Below are 25,848 nucleotides of genomic sequence, written 5' to 3' on the forward strand. Positions count from 1 at the left end.
GGAATAAAATTATGATGATAACTATAGAAAACAAATACCCTACTATCTTGCATAATATAATCACCTTAATGAGTTTAGTTTTTATGCTCATCTTAAGTGGCTTTGCGTATGCTGCGCCCTCATCACTTGAAATGTTCAGTGGCAGTGCGACCAGTAGTAGCGGTCCAACTGTTGCTGCGCAGACATCAACCGTACGTCTTAATGCCAATAACCCCAATGATGATGATAGCACAGCGTTTTCACCATCGATTACTGCGACCGTAGCATTTAGCAATCAACAATATACCAATGTTTCAGGCGGCGCACCAAACGGCAATGCCATGATGTTTGGTGCCAATAGCGGGAGTGGAGATACTATTACAGGATATTCTTCATGGGCACCGCTCAATGCATTCGGCAATACAAGCAGCAGTATATTTACCTCAACGGCAACTACGACTGTTGGCAAAGGTATAAGCGCCACCAGTAACTATGGCACTCAAGTATTTATCGCAACTCAAGGACTACAAGCTGCCAATAAATCCATAAACGGGCGGCACTTGATGGGTACTATGACGATTAACTATAGCAGTCCAATCATCAACCCAGTCATTCATCTCTCTGGTTTAGGTGGCACTTCTCGTAGTGGATTGGGGTTTTCAACCGAATTTGATTTAACCACATCAGGGTATACCTTAAACCAACTCTCTGGTAGTGGTGAGTTGACGGTTCAATCTAACAAAATCTTAAATAACGCTAGCACGATATCTGGTACCACCGGTTCGGGCGCTGCCAGTGGTAGTATACAGGTTAAAGGCGGACCAGTAACTACGCTTACCTTTAATGTTTATCTTCGGGGCGATGGTAATGGAGGCGGATGTACGTTTTTAGGATTTTGTAGTAGTAGCTATTGGGATGATGATAACTCTCAGGCAGGTGATGCTTTTGTCATATCGCCATTATCCCTCGATGCAGCTACCGATTTGAGCATTACTAAAACTCAACGAGTCGGCACCAGCGGCACATTTGGCGCCACCAAAGTTACAGTACCATTAAACAGTGTGGTGCAATATCAACTAACTATTAATAATAATGGCAGTTATGTCAACGGCGCACCCTTTACCGACGCGTTACCCACAGAATTAATTAACCCAACGGTTTCCAGTAGCACTTGTGCAAGTGCATCATTCAATGGTAATACGTTAAACGGTACCTTTACTGGTGCATCAGGTGCAAGTTGTGTGGTGACCATTCAAGCTACTGCCACATCCAATGCTGATATTACTAATACAGCGACTGTATCACCACCAAATGGTATCACAGATTCGGTCACTACAAACAACAGCGCATCGGTTGAGACACGCCTCGGTAGTGGTTCGCCTGCTACTGATGTGAGCATCAGCAAAACCGATGGGCTCGACCAAGTTGCTTCTGGGGCAACAACGACTTACACATTACGCGTACACAATGATGGACCCAACCCAGTAGTGGGGGCAATTTTAAAGGATCCAGCTGCCGCTGGTCTCACTAAAGTTACTGGCACACCCACTTGTACCAAAGCGCCAGACAATAGCTGTGTTAGCTCAGTACCTAGCATTGCACAGCTTGAATCCTCAAACGGCTATACATTACCCAGTATTCCGGGTAATGGTGGTTTTTATGAATTGACTGTACAGGCAACTGTGACAGTAACTAGTGGCTCAGTCACAAACGCTGCTTCAGTCGATGTAGGCAATAATTATATCAATAGTGGTGCTAGCTGTGTCAGCAATAATGGATATGTGCGTATATTCAATAGGGCAACAGGAATATGTACGTCGACCGATACCGATACGGTACTGGCTTCAAATTCAATAAATTTCCAATCGAATATTAGGGAGGCAGCTTTAGCCATCAGTCCGAATATTCCGACGATTCGGCGAGGTGCAGGCGGACAGCAAACTATTACTATCACTAACAATGGTCCTGATGGCGCCAACAATACGTTCGCTACCTATACCGAGCAGCCAACTGCAGGTGTCGCCATTACCAGTGTGACTTTATCCAATGGTACAGTGTGTAACGTGACCCAGACTTCGCCAAAAATTTGGAAGTGCCCATTAGGCTATCTCGCCAATGGCAGTAGTGCTAACTTTCTGGTGAATTATAGCACTACCACTACTGCAAATTTAAACAATTCACAGATTGAAGGCGTGGTACGTGCTGGCAGTGATGAACTCAATCCCGGCAGTGGTGTGGGTGAAAGCGCCTATCGTATCTGGGGTGAAGAAACACAATTAACCAACGCGCCTGCAAATAGTGCATTTGCTGTGGGTTTTAACCGTACAACGGATACCACGGTGACTGGTAACTCAAATACCAATACTTATGGACCAATGTGGGAAGGCTCCGAGTTGGCATTAGCCTGGCCTGCTAATCAGTCTAGTCCAACAGGGGGCTATTTAAAATCCTCATCCGCTGGCGGCGACAACTCTACTTACTACGCTGCTACGACCAACCAACCAGCGACTATACAGCGGTTACTACCCACTTTGGGCAACATTAGTGTCAAATTGAGTATTGGTAGTGGTTTGATTGATAATCGGCGCGGTTGGGAGGTCAAAACAGGGATTCTTGTGCCAGATAGCCAAGCCAATCTTCCTGTTACTGCTTGTATCGGAACTAGCTCGCAAAGTATCGATGACAGTGCCTATATAATGCTAAAAAATAAAACAAATACTTCCAATACAATTTTGGGGGGAATCAATGGATGGCAAAGTTCCTCGTATGTACTTACAGTGCCTATCACCCTACAACCGGGTTATAACGTTTTGACTTATCGTATTGCCAACCGGAATGGTAAGGGTACCAATGATGGTGGGGAGCTCAATGCAGGTGGCTTTGGCACCTTGGGTTTGCTTACCAATGGCAGTTGCTTGCCAGATGGTATAAATAATATTACCAATGTTGGTGAAAACGCTCGCATCAATATCATTGATGCAGCAGCGTTGGTCATCACCAAAACCAATTATACCGATTCGGTCAATGCAATCGGCCAAACCACGTATACCTTAACTGTGGAAAATCAAGGACCCAGTGATGTCACAGGCGCTATACTAAAAGACCCTTTGGCTACTAATATGACCAAAGGTACGCCCGTTTGTAGCACCATTGATGGCAATCAATGTACCGCAGCGACTACCCCAAATGTCAATCAACTTGAAGCTGGCTATGCCTTACCAGTGCTAGCTAGCGGGCAAAAATACATTCTTAGTGTACCAGTCACCTTAAATGCACTTACCGTCAGCTCAGTGACAAATAATGCCAGTGTGAAGACGCCAACCAGTGTTACGGCATTGGATACTGCCTGTGTGAGCGATGCATCGAGCAATATTACTCGTAGCTTTGATGCCGCATCACAAACATGTACTACATCAGATACGGACAAAATACAGCCACGGGTTCAAATCGCTAAAACCTCGATTGGCAATGTCGGTACATTTAACTTTAATGTGACTAACGCCTCAACAAGTTCTGATAGCGTGACAACAGCGACAGCAGGTACCGCTGTGACCAGTAACGTTATTCACCATGTAGAAACCATCACTAATAGCCTGGTTATCAATGAGTTGACCACCACGGGTTTTACGCTTTCAAGTGCCAGTTGTATAGACAATAATGCCAGTATCTCTGGTAATACTACCAATCCCATTGGCAGTCTTTCTGCTTCAACCTTGACCATTGACCCTACTTATTTAAAACCTGGGGCAAATTTTGTTTGTAGTTTTACCAATACGCTTAAACAAATTACTGTTAGCGGGAGAGTATTTGAAGACAATAGTGGCACCACAGCTGTCAATAATAATGCCTACAATGGTGTACAAGATGCCGGTGAAACGGGCATAGCGGGTAGTAAAGTTCAATTAAAGGATAATGCAGGTACAGTTATTGCCGAAGTTTTAACCAATGCCACAGGTGATTATACGTTTAATGTATCCCCAGAAAAATTAACCAGTAATTTTGCTATTGTAGCCACAAACGCCGCAGGCTATACCTCAGTCAGTGGCGCGGCGGGCTCAGCTGGCAGCTACAATTTATCAACTGACACTATCACGCTAAATAAAACCAGCAATTTTAATTACCCCAATAACAATTTTGGCGATGCTAAGTTGGCATTGGTGATAACACCGAATAACCAACAAACCACAATCGCTGGCGGCGTGGTTGATTATCCACATAAAATTAGTAGCCTTGCGGTCATTACTATGAATTCGCTTAATAGCATTCCCGCCCAGCAGCCTGCCAATAATGCTGACCAACCCTGGCAATCTGTTATATATCTAGATAGCGACTGTAATGGCAAAGTCGATGTGGGCGAAACTGTACTAACAGGCGCAAGAACTATTAACCCGGTTCAGCCGATTTGTGTGGTTCACCGTGTCAACGTACCCATTAATGCCAGCGCTGGGGCACAACAAATCTTAAGCTTGCAAGCTAATGGCACTGCAACCTCAGGTAATATCCCTGTAACTAGCAACACTGTGGCAGATACCACGCTGGTAGGTAGTGCGGGCTTAGATATGAAAAAAGGCGTGCGTGTTGTATCAAGTTGTCCATCAACTGTTAACGATACCAATGCTTTTGTCACTGCCAACCAAGCCCGCAATGGTAACTTTTTGGAGTATGAAATTACTTATCGCAATAACAGCACTAAAAATTTGGTTGATGTCATGGTGAAAGATAGCGTACCAACGGGTATGGTATTTCAAAGTCAAACTTGTAACACTACGCCGACAGGAATAACCTGTACCCCTACGCAATCAGGGAATTCACTGAGATGGTCAATGTCTGGCAGGTTACCACCTGCGACCAGTGGTACTGTTAGGTATTGTGTATCAATACCCTAAAAAATGGATTTCAAGGCTTATGAAATTTTTAAGCCACTGGCTAGGGTTATCAAGTATTGTTAATGAAACCATGAAAGGCATCTTTGAAAAGGTGCCTTTTCATATTTGCAACCATTAACAATATGTAATTAATCAGAAATTTTGCATAAACATGGTAAGAATGTAAGATCAGATCTATGCTGTAATAACCGATACGAATATAAGCTCTTCAGACTTTTAAATTTAAAAAAAATAATAATGTCAAAAATAATATTGACTTTTTTAATTATTTCATGGAAATAATTAGATTAGTGTATTTTTTACCTGTGGTATTTGATTTTTTATCCATCACCATTCATCCCAATAAATGGTATTTCACTAGGGCAAAATAGTTAAAAAAACGAGTTTATTTAACTAACGATATACCGCTTATTCGATAAAACAATCATTTAGTCATTTTGTTTAATGTTAATTCTTGCAACTGTGGATTTAGTATTAGTCATCATTTATGATACTGGCATATAAATAGGTCAACATTATTTTGTTAGGTAATAACTGGGCAAGCTAAGTCTGAAATGACCACAACTTATGATTACTGCCCATAGCTATCTTTCATTATCTAGTAAATACCATGTCGATATACTTAATATCAGTACAGTTTTGATAACTTGTATTATCGAAAGCAGGAGTTAGTCTAGTGCGTGCATTTAATACATTATTAGTTACAGCAGCCATCGTTGGCATTACAGGGGTATCAGTCGCAGTGACACCCCAAAAAGAGCCTGTAAGTGTGGCGCTTACTGCCAATAAACTGACCCAGAATGCTCAAGGGATAATCGTGGCACAGCCAGTCACTAAGGTAAAACCCAATGACGTTATCGAATATCGCGCGGTCTATACCAATAATACAGGTAAATCTATAAAAAACTTAACGGCCACCTTACCTATACCGCCAGCTACTCAATTCTTAGCCAAATCTACCCCAAGCGCAACGTTAGCTAGCACAGACGGCGTGAACTTTGCTGCTATGCCACTAAAACGCAAGGTAGGCAACCAAGTCGTTAATGTACCCTTACAAGACTATCGTGCATTGCGATGGACAATTGCTGAAGTACCTGCTGGTAAATCAGTGAGCGTTTCAGCACAAACTCGTGTTAATAACGTCACCCCTTAAGCCACATAAACATCCATCATTTTAGAGGTCTATATTAATGCAAAAATTTTTACCGCGTCTTAATCAATTAGCTGCTTCGATTGCGCTAGCAGCAGGTGGCGCTGCGTTGATGCCAACTGCACAAGCAGCTGCGCCAACTGCAGGTTCTAACATTAGCAACATTGCAACTGCAAGCTATACTGATGGTAATGGCGCTAGCAAAACCGTTACTTCAAATCAAGTCAAAACCATAGTATTACAAGTATCTAGCTTCACGCTAGTGGCTGACCGTAATGCCACTATCAATCCAAATGGCACAGCGACGTTATCACATACATTGACCAATACCGGTAATGGTACAGACACCTTTACTTTAAGTGTGTCACAATTGGGCGGCGACGACTTTGATTTAAACAACGTCCATATTTATTTGGACAGTAATCAAGATGGCGTACCTGACGACAATATTGACATCAATAATGTCAGCAATAGAGTAACCTTAACTGCGAATCAGTCAGTAGGTATCATTGTGGTATCAACGGTGCCTGTGGACCAAGCTGATGGTAAAAAAGCTAAGTATACCTTAAACGCTACCGCGGGTTTTGATCCAACAGTTAAAGACTCTAACACCGACACTGTAACCGTGAGTGCCGGTGCTTCAATGCAGATTCAAAAGAGTGCGAGTGTGGCTAGCGTGGCACCAAACGGTGATATCACTTACACATTGACTTATAAAAATACCGGTAATGGTGCTGCGCCATTTGTTACCATTCAAGATACTTTACCAAATACAGTTACCTATAATCCGGGTTCTGGTTTGTGGAGTGGTTCATCAACTGCTTTGACTGACGCTACTGGTGGTGACCCTGTAGGTATTGACTATCGTTATGATAGTAATAGCACGACCGTCTATGTGTCTTTAACTAATGTGCCCGCTAACTCAACGGGTACGGTAAAATTCACTGTTAAAGCAAATGCTGGCAACAATAGCACCGTTAACAACACTGCATCAATATTCATTGATGATAATAATGACCCAACCAATACCCCATCAGGCACTACCCCAACCAAGTCTAACCAAACGACTGTAACGCCAACGCTTACCTATACAGGTACCATTAACGACTCAGCAACCGATGTGTATGCTGATAAACCTGTGCCGCCGACACTGACACCGACAAATGATGACACCATCAACTCGAGCACGACGCAAGGTACACCGGTAGTATTTGGTGATGATAATGGCTCTACTGATGGTGGTCCTGATCTAATCGTTGTCCATAACACAGGTACCGCTACAGAAACTTTTAATGTGTCGATTAATAAGTCAGCATTACCAAGCGGTAGCATTGTTCAATTATTCAAGTCTGATGGTGTAACACCACTGACCGATACTAATGGCGACGGTGTTGTTGATACGGGTCCAATAGCAGCCGGCGGAACCTATAATGTTATCGCTAAAGTAACATTACCAAGCACTTATTCAGAGACCGATGCCAGTATTACTAATGTAACAACATTAACATTAACACCTGTATCTAACCCATCAGCAACTGATACTATCAAGCTTGTGATTACTGATGTTGTTAAGGCGACTGTTGACTTGACCAACGGCGACAACACTAATACAACTACCGGTGGCCCAACAGCCGGTTCATCGGGTCAAGATACCGGTATACCGGTGGATACTAAAACCACCGCGCCAGGTACTGCGGTTACTTTCCCGTTGAGTGTTACCAATACTTCAGCCACACCGGATAACTTTAATCTAAGCAGCACTGGATTACCAAGTGGTTGGACTGTTCAGTATTATGTTGATGCCAATAAAGATGGTGTACCAGACGGTGCGGCAATCACTAATACCGGTAATATTCCTGCAAGTTCAACGGTTAATTTGATTGCGGTAGTGACACCATCTGCCAATCAAGCACCAATTACTCAAAATGTGGTATTTACGGTAAGCTCGCCAGCGACGGGTCTGAGTGATAGCATGACTGACCAAGTCGTGGTGTCAGCAAAACGTTCACTGTCTTTGGCTGCAGATAATGTTGGTCAAGTAGCGCCAGGTGGCACTGTAACCTACACTCATACCTTAACCAATAATGGTACTATCACTGAGGGTACTACAGCAGGATCTCTGCCATATACGCTGACCAATACCCAATCTGGTTGGACTACAACCTTATATGTAGATCTCAACAACAATGGTCTTGCCGATAACAACGAGCTAGTTACTGGTAATGATTTGGGTGCATTGATTGCTACTTATAATGCGGATAATAACAGTATATCAGGCTTAGAAGCTGGTCAATCAATCAAGCTACTTATCAAGGTCGAGGCACCAGCCAATGCGAATGCAGGGGTGCAAAACAGTAATGTACTAACTGTAAGCCCAACAACTGTTTCTGGCACTACTACTGCGCCTGTGTCTAATACTGATTTGACAACTGTGAATGATGGTCAAATTCGTTTAGTCAAGGAACAAGCCATTGCTGATTGTACTTCAGGCGTACCGGGTGCTTATTCACAAAACACCATTTCAGCCAAGCCAGGTACCTGTGTTGCTTATCGCATTACTGCAACGAACGAAGGCAATGTACCTGTAACAGTCGTGAAAATCAATGATACCGTACCAACCTATACGACGTTAGTATCAGGCTCTGCAAGCAATAACGCCACAGTAGGTACAGTAACTGTTATTGGTAGTGCGATTCAGAATGATGTAGGCACCCTGAATGGTAACGCAGCAGCACAATTGAAATTTGTTGTTAAAATTGATAATTAATAACCAATCTTTTATTTAACCCATTTTTTTAATTTAACTGCTATAGCCTACTATCGTATGGCTATAGCACTTTATCCGATTGATTATCAATTTGTTTTTAGATAAATGGTATAAGCGCCATAATTTGTATTAAGTATTAATTAGTCAAACATGTAAATTACTCACCTTTTTTTAGTTTATTACTATAGTAGGTAGCAGTCATTGGTTATTTTATCTCTACAACATCGTTGTATCCAGACAACCTTTTTGTTGTCATCGCTTACTGCAGCTATATTAACGGCACATCAAGCGCAAGCACAAACGCGCCTACCCGATACTAATACAATTATTAAAAATACTGCGTATGTCACCTTTAATGACGTTGATGGCAGTCAACAAACGATAGAATCTAATACGGTAAGCGTTGATATCAATGCGTTGTATGTGATTAACCTTTCACCCACTGTTTCACAAAAAGTTGAGGCAGGTTCGCGGGTCATTTGGTCAACTTCTTTGACCAATAATAGTAACGCCCCAGTCAATGTGAGTTTCGAATCGCTTAACCAAACTGGGCTTTCTAATATCAAAGTGTATGTTGATAGCAATCAAAATGGCGAGTTTGACAGTAATGATCGACTAGCTGATAAAGACTTAGCCCTGAGTGCAAATCAGCAAGTTGTTTTATGGGTAGTGGCTACTGCAAATGCTACTTTAAGCAATAATCAACAATTAAGTTTTCCATTGCGTGCCACCATTGCTGAAGATAGTACCGTAACAGCCCAGACTGAACTTGCTATGCAGGTAGTAGCCCCGAACTTAGTACTGCGTCAATTTTCGGATCGCACTAGTATTGATCCCAATAGTACTAAAAATTTTGATATCACATATAATTTGGAGATGTCTAATACAGGCTCAACAGCTATTATGCCGACTACTGTAACGATTGATGGTCAATTGCAACCCATGATATTATTGATCAATCCGTTACCACCAAATACCAAATACAAATCATTAACAGTGGTAAATCCAAATGCGCTCGTGCTATATCGTACTGGTGACAATAGCTATACAACAAAGCCACCTGCCGATCTTAGTACTTTAAATGAAATAATTGTTGGTTACCCTTCCTTAGCAAGCTCTCAAGCCGAACGTCTAAGTTTAACTGTAACCATGAATAGCAATACCGCTCAAACTGTCATTGATAATCAGTTTGGTGTTCAGTACAACAATGCGGCAGGTGAAACACAATTCTTACAATCAAATGTAATTGATACCCAAGTTGCTGGCAAAGCAAGTATAGCCATTACATCAAGAGATTTTACCACCCCAATTACCACGAGTACCCTTGGTGCACCCCTATCTATTAAAGCCAGTGCAACCATGTGTAACGCTGACCGTAACGCCTTGGACAAAGTTAAGCTACGTGTCCATTCACCAAAAACTGGTGATATTGTTGAAGTCATTGCTATTGAAACAATGCCCAACAGTGGCATCTATGAATATCAACTGCCTACCGAGGCTAATAGCAAAGCCAATACCAATGATCAGATTTTACAATCTGTGCGTCGCGACAATGTCGATGTTGCCTTAATCAACTGTTTAGATCAGAATGAACAATCTACCCAATCTATTGAAGATGTGGTCCAAACTGTCTTGATTGACCCTTATGGTTTTGTATTTGACGCCAAGACTGGCTTACCAGTTGCGGGTGCAACAGTCACTTTATTAGGCTCAGATGGAAAACCGGTTGGCAACAATGTAGCTTTCAAATTAGATTTGACGACAGGCAAGCAGATTTCTATCCCCGCTAAACAAATTACCGATGCTGACGGTGGTTTCATTTATCCTTTGGTCAATGTAGGGACTTACAGCCTTAAAGTAGACACCAGCACTATTCCGGGCAATATCAAGTATACTTTTACCAGTGATAAGTCCACTTATCCAATTGCCAGTTTTGCAAAAGACAAGCTTGTCCATGAGAGTTACTCATATGGTGGTAGCTTTAGCTTAAATAGTGGTGATCCTGCGTTAAATATCGATATTCCTATTGACCCGCAGCAACAGGTTAATACTCAATTATTCGTTAATAAAGCAGCAAGTGTTAATAACGTGGAAGTGGGAGACTTTGCTGATTATACCGTAACTATCGCTAATCGAGGCAGTAACAGCGCTGAAGCAGTTGCGATGACAGATACACTGCCTCGTGGATTTATCTACACAGTTGGTAGTATGCGTGTTAACGGTATCAAAGTGGCAGACCCAGCTGGCGGTAAAGGACCTTATCTCAAGCTCGGTGTGGGTAGCTTAAAGCCTAATACTGAAATTAAAGTCCAATATCGAGTACAGATTGGGCCCAATGCATTAAATGGCGATGGTGTCAACCGCGTACAGGCAAAAGATGAAGCGGGACAAGCATCTAATGAGGCATCAGCCAAAATTGATGTGCGTCCCGGTGCATTAATTCAAGATGGTTTCATCATTGGTAAAGTGTTCGTCGACTGCAACAAAAACGGTATCCAAGATAATGGTGAGCAAGGTGTACCAGGTGTACGCTTATATTTGGAAGACGGCAGTTTTATCATCACCGATCGTGAAGGTAAATATGATTTTTATGGTATTAGTGCCAAGACACATGTATTAAAACTTGACCGTACTACCCTTCCCGCTCAAAGCAAACTGCGCCTTATCAGTAATCGTCAAGCCGGTGATGCAGGTAGCCGCTTTGTAGACTTACGCCGTGGCGAACTGCATCGCGCAGATTTTGCCATTGTCGATACAGATGACAATAACAGCGAATCCTGCAACCAATCTCTACTTGAACAAGTTGCTGAACGCAAGAAAAAAATCGAACAAGATAACATCAATCTTGAGCAAGTAATCCGTGCTGACTTAACAACTGATCCGCTCAACTACGCTGTTAGTGATGTACGTGGACAACCAGCCAGTGGCTGTATTACCGCTGAAGGTGTTAGCAGTAATTGTAATGTTGAACTTACTAAAACAGCACAAAATCAGTTAAGCCGTATTAGCATTGAACCCGTTGCTGCAATCAAAACCTTGAACCTTGAACAAACCCTAGAAGAAGCAACCAATAACTCGCTGCAAATTTTAAATTTAACTGATGGTCAAATTCTACCAATCAACCAAGCCACCATTCAAATCAAAGGAATGGCAGGTGCACAGTTGCAGTTATGGGTCAATGGTCAGCAAGTCCCAGAGAGTCGTATTGGTAAAAAAGCCGTATTGCCAGACTCTCAAGTTGCAGGTTTTGACTATATCGGTGTGCCGTTAGCGATAGGTAAAAATCAAATTGAAGTCCGTCAGCTTGATATGATGGGGAATATCCGCGCTACCCGTGCCATCACTGTCATTGCGCCCGATAATTTGAGTAAAATCAGTATTGATTCCCCCAAACAAGATGTAGCTGCCAATGGTAGCGATGTCTATCAAGCGGTGGTTAAGGTTGTTGATCAGTTTGGCACACCTGTCTCTAGCCGTACTCCAGTCACGCTTAATAGTACTATTGGTACTATTCAAATTAAAGATGTCAACCCTGACCAAACGGGCATTCAAACCTTTATTGAGGGCGGTAGCTTGTTGGTACCGATTCAAAGCCCAAGTCAACCAGGTGAAGGGATGTTAGAGGTTGAAAGCGGCAGTTATCATGCCAATCAGCGGGTACAATTTTTACCTGACCTACGTCCTTTAATCGTTGCCGGTATTGTCGAAGGTCGCGTTAATTTCAAAACCTTTGATCCAAAAAACTTAAGCCAAGTTGATAGCCGTGATGGGTTCGAAGAAGAGCTATATGAAATTGCAGATACTGATAATCATAAGCAAAGTGCCCATGGACGCGTGGCCCTGTTTTTAAAAGGCAAGGTAAAGGGGAAGTATCTATTAACCTTAAGCTATGACTCAGATAAAAGCAAAGGTCAACGACTATTCCGTGATATCCGGCCAGATGAATACTACCCAGTGTACGGCGATGCAGCAGCTAAAGGTTTTGATGCGCAATCTACCAGTAAACTTTATGTACGCGTAGATAAAGGTCGTTCGTATGCCCTATACGGCGATTACGCGACTCGCATTGAGCAAGATGAAGGCATCTCACTGGGTCAATACAATCGCTCGCTAACAGGTCTGAGTGTCAATGTTGAAAATGACCAAAATAAAGTCACAGCATTTGCCGCCAAGACCACTGCAACGCAAGTAACAAACGAACAGCGTGGCTTGGGGATCACAGGGCCTTATAGCTTAGGCAAAGTTGATACCGATAGCGTGCTGCGCAATAGTGAAAAGGTTGAAGTTATCATCCGTGATCGTAATAACCCAGGGTTGATCATCTCGCGGACACTACTTTCCCGTTTTAGTGACTATGAGGTTGACACTGACAGTAACAGCATCTTTTTAAAAACCGCAATCCCAAGTGTCGATAGTGAGCTTAATCCTGTGTATCTGCGTGTGACTACAGAGACCGATCAGGGCGGTGAAGAATACACAGTAGCGGGCATTGCCGGCAGTCATAAACTCAATGACAAAGTTAAAGTAGGCGGTACCTACGTAAATAGTAATGACCCATTGAATAAGACATCACTGGCTAGTGCCAATATCGTGGTCAAACTATCGCCCACCTCGAAATTTGTGGCTGAAGCCGCGCATAGCGATCGCACTACCAACCCAGAGGATGATACCACTGCCAATGCATCGGGTGAAACCTCTGGTGCTGCATATCGCTTAGAGCTTGAGCATAGCATCAACAATACCCAATTGCGTGCTTATCACCAGCAAGCAGATACAGGGTTTTACAACACCGATGCAGTGATTACCGCGGGTCGCAAAGAAAGTGGACTAAAACTACAAAGTCGCGTTGATAAGCTAGGCTTTATTAAGGCTGAGGCGATCCGCACTGAGGATACCAACAATGGTGGCGTGCGTGATGGTTTATCAGCAAGTATTGAACGCGCACTGAACCGTATCATAGCACTCGAGCTGGGAATGCGCTATTACCGTGAAACCGACCAACCAGCCAGTGTAACCAGTGCTTCAGCCACACCTTATAGTGGCACCACTGCTCGCGCTAAAGTTACCGCCCAGTTACCTAAAGGATCCAATGCCTTTGTAGAATATGAGCAAGATATTAAAGAGAGTGACCGCAAAGTTTTGGCATTGGGTGGTAACTACCAACTTAATGATAAAGCAAGACTTTACGCGCGACATGAGCTTATCTCAAGTTTAGGCGGCAATTATGAGCTTAATGACACCCAGCAGCGTAATAGTACGGTAGTGGGTATCGATAGCAAGTATGGCAAAGATGCAAGCGTCTTTAGTGAATATCGGGTACGTGATGGTATTTCTGCGCGTGAAGCTGAAGCGGCGTTGGGTTTACGCAATCGTTGGGAAATCAACAAAGGGGTTTTTGTTAATACCAGCTTAGAAAAAGTGCAGGTCTTAGAAGGTGAGGACAATACCTCACAAGATGCTACGGCTGCTTCTTTAGGTGTTGAGTATCTTGCCAACCCAAACTGGAAAGCCACTGGACGCTTAGAAAAACGATGGGCAACACAGTCAGATAATACCGTTAGCGCGTTTGGCTTTGCCTACAAGGTTAATGATGATGTGACTTTGCTCACCAAAAATATATTTAGCCAGGTTAGTAGCAACACCAAAGACACCGGTGATCGTACTTTGGATCGTTTTCAACTTGGTGCTGCCTACCGTGATGCCGATCAAAATCGCTTTGATGCGTTAGGCAAGTTTGAGTATCGGTATGAAAACGATGAAACTGAACTGGACAGCCCTGTCAAACGTGAGGCTTATATCGTCTCGACAGTAGCCAACTATCACCCTGATCAAGACTGGCATTTTTCTGGTCAATACGCCATCAAAAAACTCAATGTCGATTTTAACGAGCTTGAATCTAGCGGCATTGTTCAGTTATTAAGTGGTAGAGCCAGTTATGATATAAACCATCGTTGGGATGCAAGCGTGAGCGCAGGCGCATTATGGGGTAATAATAGCGATGGTAAACGCTGGCTATTAGGCGGTGAAGTGGGTTACCTATTAGCGCAAAACCTGTGGTTATCAGCTGGCTATAATTTCTCTGGCTATTCAGATAAGGACTTAATTGATAGCGACACCACTACTCAAGGGCCTTATTTACGCCTACGCTTTAAGTTTGATGAAAATTTATTCAATAAAAAACGTCCAATCGCCAATCAGCTTGATGCGACTGCCGAACAAATAGCCATCAAATAATTGTTAAGGTAAAAAGTGCCCAACACAAAGCGGACAACGATGATACGTTGTCCGTTTTACATTTGCCCTAACGTTGGTTTTTGTATTTTTAGGACTAGTTCACTTATTGATTATGGATTATTGATTGCTGCATCTACCAGTATTAATGAGTGTTTGACTGGTGACTAGCCCACGCTTGATTTATGCGTTATTAATCTATTTATTTTGTTTAATAAATACATTATAACAGCGGGTAACACAAACAGAATCAATAACCATTGATCACCTTTGCGACGCCTGGCCGCGATGGCTTGAACGCCTTTATCATAATCAGCAATGCTATAAAGCGCTTGGTCGGCCACCCTCATCTCATAGACGATAAACCCATACGGGTAGTCCTCAGCATAGTGAATGCTGGCCGTATGTCCGGCCAACGGGTAGGCTTTTGGGCAACTCGAATGATAACCGTCGGTTTCCAAACAGCGAAAGCGCTTGCCATTTAACACCAAAAACTCATCACGGCTGCTGCCCGTTTTGCTCTGGGCAAATACCAATTCGGTAGGTTGTTTGGGGACTGTAGCGGTGATGGTTTGCCAGTCTTTTTGTTCAAGTGGCGTGTCAGTGATGGAGAAAAAATGGGCAATAGCGATGGCCATCAAGGCAATAACGGCATGGCTGGTGAAAAACACCCTTAAGCTTGGCAGGTCTTTGGGCGATTTTGCAGCATAGCCAACCACCATAGAAAATGTGATTACGGCAATGATACCAACGGCCAATAAGTAATTGGGCGCAACATAAAAAGCGATGATGACGGCTGCGACATTATAAAGCTTGGCAATCGTGACCAGTATTGAGTATAAGTTATTGGACATATCACTAACTAAATTTGGGTTTGCTTTATCCTTCCACGATAGGCCGTCCGGCTCAAGTTAAATTTTTTGTAAACTTTCACTTGAGCCGCTTATTCCACAAATCTAACGATTGAGCGGCGACAAAATGTTATAATCGACTTATTAACAGATACCTATGACAATTTGAATCAGGACAAGCCTTTCGATGAGCATTAGCACCAGTAACGCCCCTACCAGTCACAAACCCCACGACCCAGTCAATTTTCAACTCACACCCCCTGCCAATTTTCCGTTCAAAGCCATACAAGCGACTAACAAAGTCCGTTTAGCTGACCTGTTAAAGCAGCGGATTTTGTTCCTTGACGGGGCGATGGGGACAGAAATCCAAAACTATAAACTCATCGAGGCAGACTATCGCGGTGAGCGATTTGCAGACTTTGGACGTGATGTCAAAGGCAACAATGACTTACTGGTACTCACCCAGCCGCATATTATCCGTGATATTCACCGCTCGTATCTTGAGGCAGGCGCAGATATCATTGAAACCAACAGTTTTAATGGCACGCAAATTTCAATGGCAGACTACGGCATGGAAAATCTCGTCTATGAGATTAATAAATCCGCCGCCACCCTCGCCCGTCAAGTGTGTGATGAAGTCACTGCGACAAACCCAGACAAACCGCGGTTTGTCGCAGGCGTGATTGGTCCCACCTCTCGCACTTGCTCGATTTCACCCGATGTCAATGACCCAGCCTTTCGTAACGTCACCTTTGATGAACTGGTTGATAACTACACTGAGGCGACTTATGCTTTGATTGAAGGCGGTGCCGATATCATCTTGATAGAAACCGTGTTTGATACCCTAAATGCCAAAGCAGCGATTTTTGCGGTGACGGGCGTGTTCGAGACCATTGGGTTTGAATTGCCGATTATGATTTCGGGCACCATTACCGATGCGTCGGGACGTACGCTGTCGGGACAAACTGCCGAGGCGTTTTATAACTCAATCCGCCACGCCAAGCCGATTTCGATTGGGTTTAACTGTGCGCTAGGTGCAGATGCGTTAAAGCCGCATATCAAAACCTTGTCGGATGTGTGCGAAACTTTTGTCTCCGCTCACCCCAATGCAGGCTTGCCCAACGAGTTTGGCGAATATGACGAAACGCCTGAGCAAACTGCCACCATGGTTGCCGACTATGCCAAATCTGGCTTGGTCAATATCGTGGGCGGCTGCTGCGGTACCACCCCTAAACATATCGCCAAAATTGTCGAGATGACGTCACCCTTTGCCCCACGCCAGCTGCCAGACTACAAGCCAGCTTGCCGATTGTCGGGACTCGAAGCCTTCAACATCACCCGTGATAGCCTGTTTGTCAATGTCGGTGAACGTACCAATGTCACAGGCTCAAAGAAGTTTTTGCGTCTCATCAAAAACGAACAATACACCGAAGCATTAGACGTGGCTCGTGACCAAGTCGAAGGCGGCGCCCAAATCGTGGATATCAACATGGATGAAGCCATGCTAGATAGCAAGGCGGCGATGATTCACTTTGTTAATTTGGTTGCCAGTGAGCCAGATATCAGCCGTGTACCGCTGATGATTGACTCGTCAAAATGGGACATCATCGAAGCCGGTCTTAAATGCACACAAGGCAAATCTGTGGTCAATTCGATCTCGTTAAAAGAAGGCAAGACAGAGTTTGTGCAAAAAGCCAAGCTATGTCAGCGTTATGGGGCGGCAATTATCGTCATGGCGTTTGATGAAGATGGACAGGCGGACAGCTTTGAGCGTAAAATCGAAATCTGCAAACGCTCCTACGATATTTTGGTTGATGAAGTCGGTTTTCCGAGTGAAGACATCATCTTTGACCCCAATATTTTTGCCGTCGCCACGGGGATTGAAGAGCATAACAACTACGGCTTAGACTTTATCAATGCCACCCGATGGATTACCGATAATTTGCCCAACGCCATGGTCTCAGGCGGTGTGTCGAATGTGTCGTTCTCATTTCGCGGCAATCCCATTCGTGAAGCCATTCACGCCGTGTTCTTGTACCATGCTATCAAAAACGGCATGACCATGGGGATTGTCAACCCAGCCATGCTAGAGCTGTATGACGATATCGAGCCAGACGCTAGAAACGCCATTGAAGACGTGATTTTGAACCGTAACCAAGGCGAGTCCGGTCAAGACGCCACCGACCATTTGATGCAAGTGGCAGAAAACTATTTAAGCGGTAAGAAAAAAGACAGCACTGTCGATTTGTCATGGCGTGAATTGCCCGTAGAAAAACGCATTGAACACGCGTTAGTCAAAGGGGTAACCACCTATATCAATGAAGACACCGAAGAAGCACGGCTAAAATTTCCCCGTCCCTTAGACGTCATCGAAGGACCTTTGATGGACGGTATGAATGTGGTCGGTGACTTGTTTGGGGCAGGCAAAATGTTCCTACCGCAAGTGGTAAAATCAGCCCGTGTGATGAAGCAAGCGGTGGCATGGCTTAATCCGTATATCGAAAAAGAAAAAGTTGCAGGCGAAACCAAAGGCAAAGTGCTCATGGCAACGGTGAAAGGCGATGTGCATGACATCGGTAAAAACATCGTCGGGGTGGTGCTCGGCTGTAATGGCTATGACATCATCGACTTGGGTGTGATGGTGCCTTGTGAAAAAATCCTACAAGTCGCCAAAGATGAAAATGTCGATATCATTGGCTTGTCAGGCTTGATTACCCCAAGCCTTGATGAAATGGTATATGTCGCCAAACAAATGCAGGAGCAAGGCTTTAATCTGCCTCTACTGATTGGCGGTGCAACGACTTCAAAAGCCCATACCGCGGTAAAAATCGAGCCCAACTATCAAAACGATGCGGTTGTCTATGTTGCCGATGCCAGCCGCGCAGTAGGCGTAGCCACAACCTTACTATCCAAAGAAAAACGCGTCGATTTTATCAACGAGCTGCGTCAAGAGTATGGCGAAGTCCGTGAACGTCTTGCCAATCGCCAACCCAAAGCGGCAAAGCTGTCGTATGCCGAATCGATTGAACACGGTTTCCAATACGACTGGGCGAACTACACGCCGCCTAAGCCCAACCAACTAGGACAAGTCATTTTGGACGATTATCCGTTACAAAATTTATTGCCTTATATCGACTGGACACCTTTCTTTATCTCTTGGGGATTGGTCGGCAAATATCCCAAAATTTTTGATGATAGCATCGTCGGGGAAGAAGCCAAAGACTTATTCGGCAATGCCCAAGCCATGATTGACAAATTAATCAAGGAAAAATTGGTCACAGCTAAAGCGGTGTTTAAACTAAGCGCTGCCCAACGCCCAAGCTCAGACACGGTGCAGGTACTCGATGAGCAAGGCCATGTCACGCATACCTTTGAGCATTTACGCCAGCAATCTGATAAAGCCAGTGGTAAACCTAATTACAGCCTAGCGGATTTTATCAGTCCTGAAAAAACCGATTATCTCGGTGGTTTTACCGTGTCATTGTTTGGCGCAGAAGCACTTGCCAATGACTATAAAGCCAAAGGCGATGATTATAGTGCCATCATGGTACAGGCGCTTTGCGACCGTTTTGCTGAGGCATTTGCCGAGCATTTGCACGAGTTGATTCGTAAGCAATATTGGGGCTATCAAGCGAATGAAAGCCTAACCAACGATGAACTCATCAAAGAAAAATATGCCGGTATTCGCCCTGCGCCGGGTTATCCTGCCTGCCCTGACCATACCGAAAAAGGCAAGCTGTTTGACTGGCTTGATACCACCAATGCCATTGGGACGTATTTGACAGAAAGCTATGCGATGTACCCTGCCTCTAGCGTGAGCGGGTTTTATTATAGTCACCCAGAGAGTGATTATTTTAATGTGGGTAAAATCAGTCAAGACCAGCTTGAAGATTATGCTAGACGAAAGGGTTGGGATAAAGCTACCGCAGAAAAATGGCTAAATCCGAATTTGTAAGTTAAAGTTAAAGCTAAAAAAACGACAATGTAGGGTTGTCGTTTTTTATCACTGAGTATTAATTAGAACAAATATCTAATCTATTGTCTTTGGTTTTATAACACCATAGCGGATCTTTGGCTTTGTCCATTTGTTGATTCGATAAAATACGTAGCGTTTTACTATTCCGTGAGTATTCAACTACCTCTTTGGTTTTACTATCAGTTTCATAGTAGACAGTCGGATAATTCTCCGACATGGTACTGGTTTCAAAGTGATAGGAATTTTTACCGATTTGTAAAATGGTATACATACCTCCTGCACCACCACCCGTTTTTATAACGCAGCTTTGCTTAGCTTTTAATTGATTGTTTTTAAAAATATAACAAGTCCCAGTTTGGTCAGGATTTTCATGGGCAAAACTTGCTGATGATAGCAAGGTTAGTGCAGTCAGCGACAACAATTTTAATAACTTGTTCATAAAATTTTCTTTTTAAAGCTCAGAAATAATTCAATTACTGCTCAATCGCATAATCAATGGTGACAACGAGCCGCACCAATTTATCCACGCCATCTTTATCATACGTGCCACCATAATCCGAATCATCGGTATCAGGGTTATGCGCATCCAAAATATTAAACGACCCTTGCGACGCTGAGCGCATCACCCCCACTTTGGCATGACCGGTTTTGGCAAACTCTTCGGCGCGTTTGTTGGCATCATCGGTGGCTTTGGCAATCAAATCATGCTTGATTTTCTCAAGGTCATTGAGCAGATATTGCGGCTTTTCAAACGTCACTGATTCATGGCTGATACGATAATTTTGTACTTGAGCGAGCATATTGGTGATTTTATTGAGTTCTTGACTGCTAATTGACAGCGTTTGCGTGGCTTTATAGCCATTTTGGCGGGTGCGAGTTTGTCCCTGCTCATCCACATAGTCCTCATTATACGGCTCAACGCTTATGGGCGTGACATTTTGACTAGATACGCTAAAGCCTTTACTTGCCACAAACTGCTGCAGCGCTTTAAAGTCATTTTTACCATTGGCGAGCGCACCTGCATAGTCTTGTCCCCAAGCGCTGACACCCATTTGAATTTGGGCAAGATTGGCTTTGTAAGGGGCTTCTGCCAAGCCTTTGACGGTAATCGTGCCAGACTGTTTTAGATTCTTAAACTGCATGCCCAGTACAAATGCCGCAGCGATAAGACCAAGCGCCAAAATAATGCCAAAGATAATCAGCGGTAATGAATTTTTATTATCGGTTTGTGGCGGTGGCGTAGGTAAGTTATTCATCTCTCGTGAACCCTATATTTATTTATATCCTATAGAGTATAGCAAACAAATATTGAATATTAATGTTTTTTTAGCGTGATGGTTTTCGCCAAATTGTCTAATTGCCGCATGGACTGTTTGTTATCCGTGGGCTGCTGATAGCGGGTTTGTCGATATAGCGCGGCAAGTGCTTGAAGGGCTTCCCTATCGGTGACTTTTGGCTCAAGTCGAGTAAGCCAAGCCAGCACCCCTTCACTATCCTGCCTTGCAAGCGTTTTGTCTTTTTTTGCCAAGCGATTGGATAACTGTACCATAATCCAATCATGCTTATCCCACACGCGGCGGCGACGCCACCACAGCCACAATCCCAATAGCGCAAGAACGCTCACAAGGGTGACAAACATTACCATCACTTGCTGATAGACAGATTGGATATTGAGCCATTTGAACAGCGATGACCGCTGGCGGTCTTGGTCATAGCCGACCACATCGCGTTGCCAATAGTAGCTAGCTTGGTCAAACAAGCGGCGCGCTTGCTGCAGCATTTGAAACTGTTGATAGCTAATTTGCCCTGCCACGCCATCACCAAATAGCTGCGCCCCAGCCGTTTGGGCCACCGTTTGCATCCCTTGCTCGACCCGATTGGGAGCGACAAAGCCCGTAGGATCTACACGCACCCAGCCACGCCCTTGCACCCAAATCTCGCTCCATGCATGGGCATCCATTTGGCGTACTTCCCAACTTTTGCCATCACGCCCTAACTGCCCACCTTGATACCCTGCTACCACCCGAGCAGGTACACCTGCCGCTCGCATGAGGTAAGTAAAACTTGACGCATAATGCTCACAAAACCCTGCACGGGTAGCAAATAAAAAATCATCGATGCGATTATTGCCCAAGGTAGGGGGTGATAAGGTGTAGCGAAACTGCTGGCTACGCATCCATTGGGCGATGGCGTTGGTATAGGCAATTGGGTCATCGCCTGCTTGGTGATAGAGTCGCTGGGCAAATTGGCGACTTTGCGGATTACCGCCTGCTGGCAATGCTAAATTGACCTGACGCTGCTGGGTAGATAAGGCTAAATTGATAGGTGCATCATCTAACCAATGCACTTGATAAGTGAAACGCTGATTGACAGTATCCCAATACCGCAGGGTAAAATCCGACGTCAGCCCAATGCCTTTTTGGTTGGTTATCGGATAATCAAGCCCAAACAACCAATTTTGTCCCGTCTGCTCCAAAATCACCCGATAGTCAGGGATAACGGCTAAAGTAAAGCGTTTACTCAGCTTCAACGTCGGCAACAACCAATCCGCAATCGGCTGATCGGGCGTCCAAAGCGAGATGCGAGGATTGGCGCGCCAGGTGGTGCCATCAAAATCAGAAAATACCAAACCGCGCCAATATAAATTTTGTTGACTTGGCTGCTGATTGCCAAATTCCACCCGAAACGCCAATTCAGTCGATTGACTGAGGTTGGCAAAATCGCCCGGTGACATACTATCTGACATGCCGGTCTTTGCTTGCGCGCCGCTCAAATGCACCGACCATAGCGGCGGCAATCGGGGAAAAAATAAAAACAGAATAATGGTCAGAGGAATGGCTTGACCGACCAATAAGCCGAGCGTGCGGTAGCGTCCCGTACCATCATCATTTTGCGCAATCATGGCAAACAGCACGACCATCGTGCCAATCGCTACTTGTAGCGTTGTCATCAAATCTTGGTTGATTAAAAACAGCCCTGCCAATATAAACAGTGATAAACTCAGCACTACATAGCCATCACGCCTGGTATGCAATTCAAGTAGCTTACTGACGGCACACAATAGCAAAAACGCGATACCGACATCCAATCCAAAGGCGGTACGATAGGTCAAATACAGCCCCACCAAACTTGCAATGAATCCTGTGTACTGTATCAACTGTAATGAGCGCGGACGATACAAAGCGTTGGGCAACCAACGTCGCAGCGGTTGCAATTGAAAGAGGATAATAAAAAAGGCATACACCGATAGCCAAATGGGTAAATTTTTGACGTGAAAAGCCACAATCAACAGTTGAGATAGCAATATCCACTGATACGCCGAGATTTGGTTTAGGCGCTGAGATAAGGTTAAGCTAGCGCGATTTGGGTTAGGTTGACTCATGGTGTTTTTGCCAATCTTAGCAAACATTGCTGACGAAATGCTTGTCCTTCACCTATTGCGCCTTCACCATCAGGCAGTCGCAATTGAAAAGCGATTTGGCTTTGGGTCAAACTATCCACCCCGTAGCGCAGCTGGCTGAGTTTTTCTTCGTGCGTCACCGCAGGCATTTGATAGTAATCAAGTAATTGCTGCTGCCCCACACTCTCCACAAAACGTTTTGACATGAGTCCTTGCCCGCGCGCGACATGCGCCCACGAAATACGTGCCAATGATTCCCCAGGGACATAATTATCCAGCTGGTCAAAATCTTCCTGCCCTGCTTGGGTGTGTAAGGCAGCGGTTTGCTCATCATCAGATGGCACAAACTGACTGGCTTTCATCTCATAGCGCAGTGGCGCAGGATACACCCACGCGTGTCCTTCAAAAAACACATACGACCAAGCTTGCAAAATCCCTAAGGGATATACGGTACTCACCGTGAGTCTGGGTAACACAAATTTGCCGCGTTTGTCGGCTGTTAACCATAAGCTCACCTGTTGCGGTGCTTGTATTTGACTGACCAACAGCCAATCATTTGGTTCGGACAGTGCATTGGGTTTGCGGCGTATCGGCTGTTTAAAGTCAAAGGCGTTGTTGGCAAAACTTAACCGAATTTGCCGATGCGGCTGGCTTGACTCACTACTAATTTGCAGTCGCACTTGCACTTTGTCACCCACTTGTGTATCGCTGATATCCACCAATTTGATTTGCAACCCTGCCAAGTGCGCAAAGGTATAATGGATAGTCACCACGAGTAGACTACCCAACAAAAAGCACAAACCCAACACCAAATTATTGGCATAATTAATCCCTGCGACAAAGAGAATGATGAGTAAAAAAGCGTACAGCAATCCTTCTTTACTCAAAAAAATATATACGTTGCGTAGGTTGAGGGTGATGTCGCGGCTGACCGGCGCCCGACGCTTAAACCATGTTTGCAAGTAGTTTTCAAGTCGCTGGCGAATGGCAAACATGATAGGCGCGGGCTCTTAATTGGGATGATTTAATCAAATAATAAAAATACAGCAATGAGAAAGTTTTTAACGCTAAAACACGTTTACATCATGGTTTACACCAGTACCGGTACTTGGCGTAATAACTGGGTCGCAATCGATTGCGGCTGCTCACCACCCAAATGATTAAATGGGATAAAAGGTTGCCCCAAGCGATGATCAACGACGGCAGCAAATACCGCTTGGATGTCTTCTGGCGTCACTTCATTGTAGCCACCCAAATATGCAAAGGCTTGTGCCGCTTGCTTTAGTGCTAACACACCACGGGTAGATAGACCATGATAGTCTCGGCTCTCACGCGTTTTTGCTACCAATCGCTGCAAGTAGTCAATCACAACATCTGCGATATACACGTCTTTGGCTTGCGCTTGTGCCTGCTGCAATGACTGGGTATCTAACATCGGGATAATTTGGCTGAGCATTTGACGTCTATCTTTACCCAGTAGCAACTCTCGCTCTGCATTAACCGAGGGATAACCCAGCGATAAACACATCAAAAACCGATCCAGCTGTGACTCAGGTAAAATAAACACACCTGATTGCTGCGTCGGGTTTTGGGTGGCAATCACAAAAAAAGGTTCAGGGAGTTTTCGTGTCACCCCATCTTGCGACACTTGCCGCTCTTCCATCGCCTCTAACAGCGCAGATTGGGTTTTTGGGCTTGAGCGATTAATTTCATCGGCAAGTAACAACTGACAAAATATCGGACCTGGCTTAAATTCAAACGCGCCAGTATCGGTTTTATACAGCGAAATCCCTAGAATATCGGCAGGTAGCATATCGCTGGTAAACTGCACCCGATTAAACGACAACCCCAAATGGTTGGCAATCGCGTGCGCCAGCGTGGTTTTACCCATTCCTGGTAAATCTTGAAGCAGTAAATGACCATTGGCTAAAAAACAAGCAACCGCCAGCTTCACCACGGCAGGTTTATCCAAGACGATATTATTGATACTGACCAACATGGCTTGCAATCGTTGTTGTAACGGCTGATTGTCTAAGTTACCCATCACAGTGTGGTCTATCCTTTAAAAGTTTAAATTTTGTTTATCAATCATGTTAACTCAAAATATCGCTTAAAGGCATAGCCACAAAGCGATTTAACGAAGCGTCGAAATATAGGCAATAATGTCTTGGCGGACTTTGGCATCAGCAATCGGGTCAGAACGCATACGCGTTCCTGGGATGGTTTGTTTTGGATGGGCGATATATTTATCCAAATTTTCCGCTGTCCACGTCATATTGCTGTTTTTTAGTGCGTCTGTATATTGATAATCGGTTAATAAGGCGGATTTTGCCCCATAAATACGCAGTAATTGCGGGCCTTTCTCGTTATTTCCGGGCTGCAGCTTGTGGCATTTGAGACAGGCTTCTTCGTATTGCTTTTTACCGTTATCGGCATCCCCTTGGCTATAAACGGGCAAGGTAACTGCTGGGCGCTGAGCGGGTGGCTGATGTTGACAACCTGTCGCAATGACGATACAAAGACCCAATCCTAGCATAGGCAATCGGTTTGATTTATGAATGATTGTTTGGTGCATGTTGGCTAACTCGTTTTTATCTTATAAATTCAG

At 44.3% G+C, this 25,848-nt stretch carries 12 protein-coding genes; 5 read left to right on the top strand and 7 right to left on the bottom strand.

Annotated features, from left to right (window positions below; translation table 11 throughout):
* Window positions 1–83 precede the first annotated feature (83 nt).
* From LAJ61_RS03505 to LAJ61_RS03520, 4 genes are all read left to right on the top strand, one after another.
* Window positions 84–4,865 carry a prealbumin-like fold domain-containing protein gene (locus LAJ61_RS03505; protein WP_224054487.1) on the top strand — a complete coding sequence of 1,594 codons (4,782 nt, stop codon included), beginning with the start codon at window positions 84–86 and terminating at the stop codon, window positions 4,863–4,865.
* A 676-nt stretch (window positions 4,866–5,541) separates the two neighbouring features.
* Window positions 5,542–6,018 carry a hypothetical protein gene (locus LAJ61_RS03510; RefSeq protein ID WP_409034984.1) on the top strand — a complete coding sequence of 159 codons (477 nt, stop codon included), beginning with the start codon at window positions 5,542–5,544 and terminating at the stop codon, window positions 6,016–6,018.
* Window positions 6,019–6,055: 37 nt separating this feature from the next.
* Window positions 6,056–8,782: a beta strand repeat-containing protein gene (locus tag LAJ61_RS03515; protein WP_224054488.1), complete on the top strand. Its 2,727-nt coding sequence runs from the start codon at window positions 6,056–6,058 to the stop codon at window positions 8,780–8,782.
* A 201-nt stretch (window positions 8,783–8,983) separates the two neighbouring features.
* Window positions 8,984–15,016: an SdrD B-like domain-containing protein gene (locus tag LAJ61_RS03520; protein WP_224054489.1), complete on the top strand. Its 6,033-nt coding sequence runs from the start codon at window positions 8,984–8,986 to the stop codon at window positions 15,014–15,016.
* Window positions 15,017–15,180: 164 nt separating this feature from the next.
* Here LAJ61_RS03520 and LAJ61_RS03525 read toward each other — a convergent pair whose 3' ends face one another.
* Window positions 15,181–15,867: a hypothetical protein gene (locus LAJ61_RS03525; RefSeq protein ID WP_224054490.1), complete on the bottom strand. Its 687-nt coding sequence runs from the start codon at window positions 15,865–15,867 to the stop codon at window positions 15,181–15,183.
* Between the two features lie 184 nt (window positions 15,868–16,051).
* Here LAJ61_RS03525 and metH point away from each other — a divergent pair, with 184 nt between their 5' ends.
* Window positions 16,052–19,819: a methionine synthase gene (metH, locus tag LAJ61_RS03530; RefSeq protein WP_224054491.1), complete on the top strand. Its 3,768-nt coding sequence runs from the start codon at window positions 16,052–16,054 to the stop codon at window positions 19,817–19,819.
* A gap of 58 nt (window positions 19,820–19,877) precedes the next feature.
* Here the strand turns inward: metH and LAJ61_RS03535 are convergent, their stop codons facing one another.
* The 6 genes from LAJ61_RS03535 to LAJ61_RS03560 form a co-directional block, all read right to left on the bottom strand.
* Window positions 19,878–20,279 (bottom strand): hypothetical protein, encoded by a 402-nt coding sequence (locus LAJ61_RS03535; RefSeq protein WP_224054492.1) that lies wholly within the window; start codon window positions 20,277–20,279, stop codon window positions 19,878–19,880.
* A 34-nt stretch (window positions 20,280–20,313) separates the two neighbouring features.
* Window positions 20,314–21,096 carry an SIMPL domain-containing protein gene (locus LAJ61_RS03540; protein ID WP_224054493.1) on the bottom strand — a complete coding sequence of 261 codons (783 nt, stop codon included), beginning with the start codon at window positions 21,094–21,096 and terminating at the stop codon, window positions 20,314–20,316.
* Between the two features lie 59 nt (window positions 21,097–21,155).
* Window positions 21,156–23,222: a transglutaminase TgpA family protein gene (locus tag LAJ61_RS03545; RefSeq protein WP_224054494.1), complete on the bottom strand. Its 2,067-nt coding sequence runs from the start codon at window positions 23,220–23,222 to the stop codon at window positions 21,156–21,158.
* Window positions 23,219–24,235, bottom strand: coding sequence for a DUF58 domain-containing protein (locus LAJ61_RS03550; protein ID WP_224054495.1), 1,017 nt, complete (start codon window positions 24,233–24,235; stop codon window positions 23,219–23,221). The genes LAJ61_RS03545 and LAJ61_RS03550 overlap by 4 nt, the downstream gene beginning before the upstream one ends.
* A 95-nt stretch (window positions 24,236–24,330) precedes the next feature.
* Entirely contained in the window at window positions 24,331–25,284 is a 954-nt protein-coding gene (locus LAJ61_RS03555) for an AAA family ATPase (RefSeq protein WP_224054496.1), read from the bottom strand.
* A 90-nt stretch (window positions 25,285–25,374) separates the two neighbouring features.
* Entirely contained in the window at window positions 25,375–25,815 is a 441-nt protein-coding gene (locus LAJ61_RS03560) for a c-type cytochrome (protein WP_159375290.1), read from the bottom strand.
* Window positions 25,816–25,848: the final 33 nt, after the last annotated feature.

This window comes from Faucicola osloensis (assembly GCF_020041925.1).
GTDB lineage: Bacteria > Pseudomonadota > Gammaproteobacteria > Pseudomonadales > Moraxellaceae > Faucicola > Faucicola osloensis_D.

Bases quoted from the DNA above. Each gene is read 5' to 3' on its own strand.
- LAJ61_RS03505 (WP_224054487.1), top strand. From the start codon at position 84: ATGCTCATCTTAAGTGGCTTTGCGTATGCTGCGCCCTCATCACTTGAA.
- LAJ61_RS03515 (WP_224054488.1), top strand. From the start codon at position 6,056: ATGCAAAAATTTTTACCGCGTCTTAATCAATTAGCTGCTTCGATTGCG.
- LAJ61_RS03525 (WP_224054490.1), bottom strand. From the start codon at position 15,867: ATGTCCAATAACTTATACTCAATACTGGTCACGATTGCCAAGCTTTAT.
- metH (WP_224054491.1), top strand. From the start codon at position 16,052: ATGAGCATTAGCACCAGTAACGCCCCTACCAGTCACAAACCCCACGAC.
- LAJ61_RS03535 (WP_224054492.1), bottom strand. From the start codon at position 20,279: ATGAACAAGTTATTAAAATTGTTGTCGCTGACTGCACTAACCTTGCTA.
- LAJ61_RS03540 (WP_224054493.1), bottom strand. From the start codon at position 21,096: ATGAATAACTTACCTACGCCACCGCCACAAACCGATAATAAAAATTCA.
- LAJ61_RS03545 (WP_224054494.1), bottom strand. From the start codon at position 23,222: ATGAGTCAACCTAACCCAAATCGCGCTAGCTTAACCTTATCTCAGCGC.
- LAJ61_RS03550 (WP_224054495.1), bottom strand. From the start codon at position 24,235: ATGTTTGCCATTCGCCAGCGACTTGAAAACTACTTGCAAACATGGTTT.
- LAJ61_RS03555 (WP_224054496.1), bottom strand. From the start codon at position 25,284: ATGGGTAACTTAGACAATCAGCCGTTACAACAACGATTGCAAGCCATG.
- LAJ61_RS03560 (WP_159375290.1), bottom strand. From the start codon at position 25,815: ATGCACCAAACAATCATTCATAAATCAAACCGATTGCCTATGCTAGGA.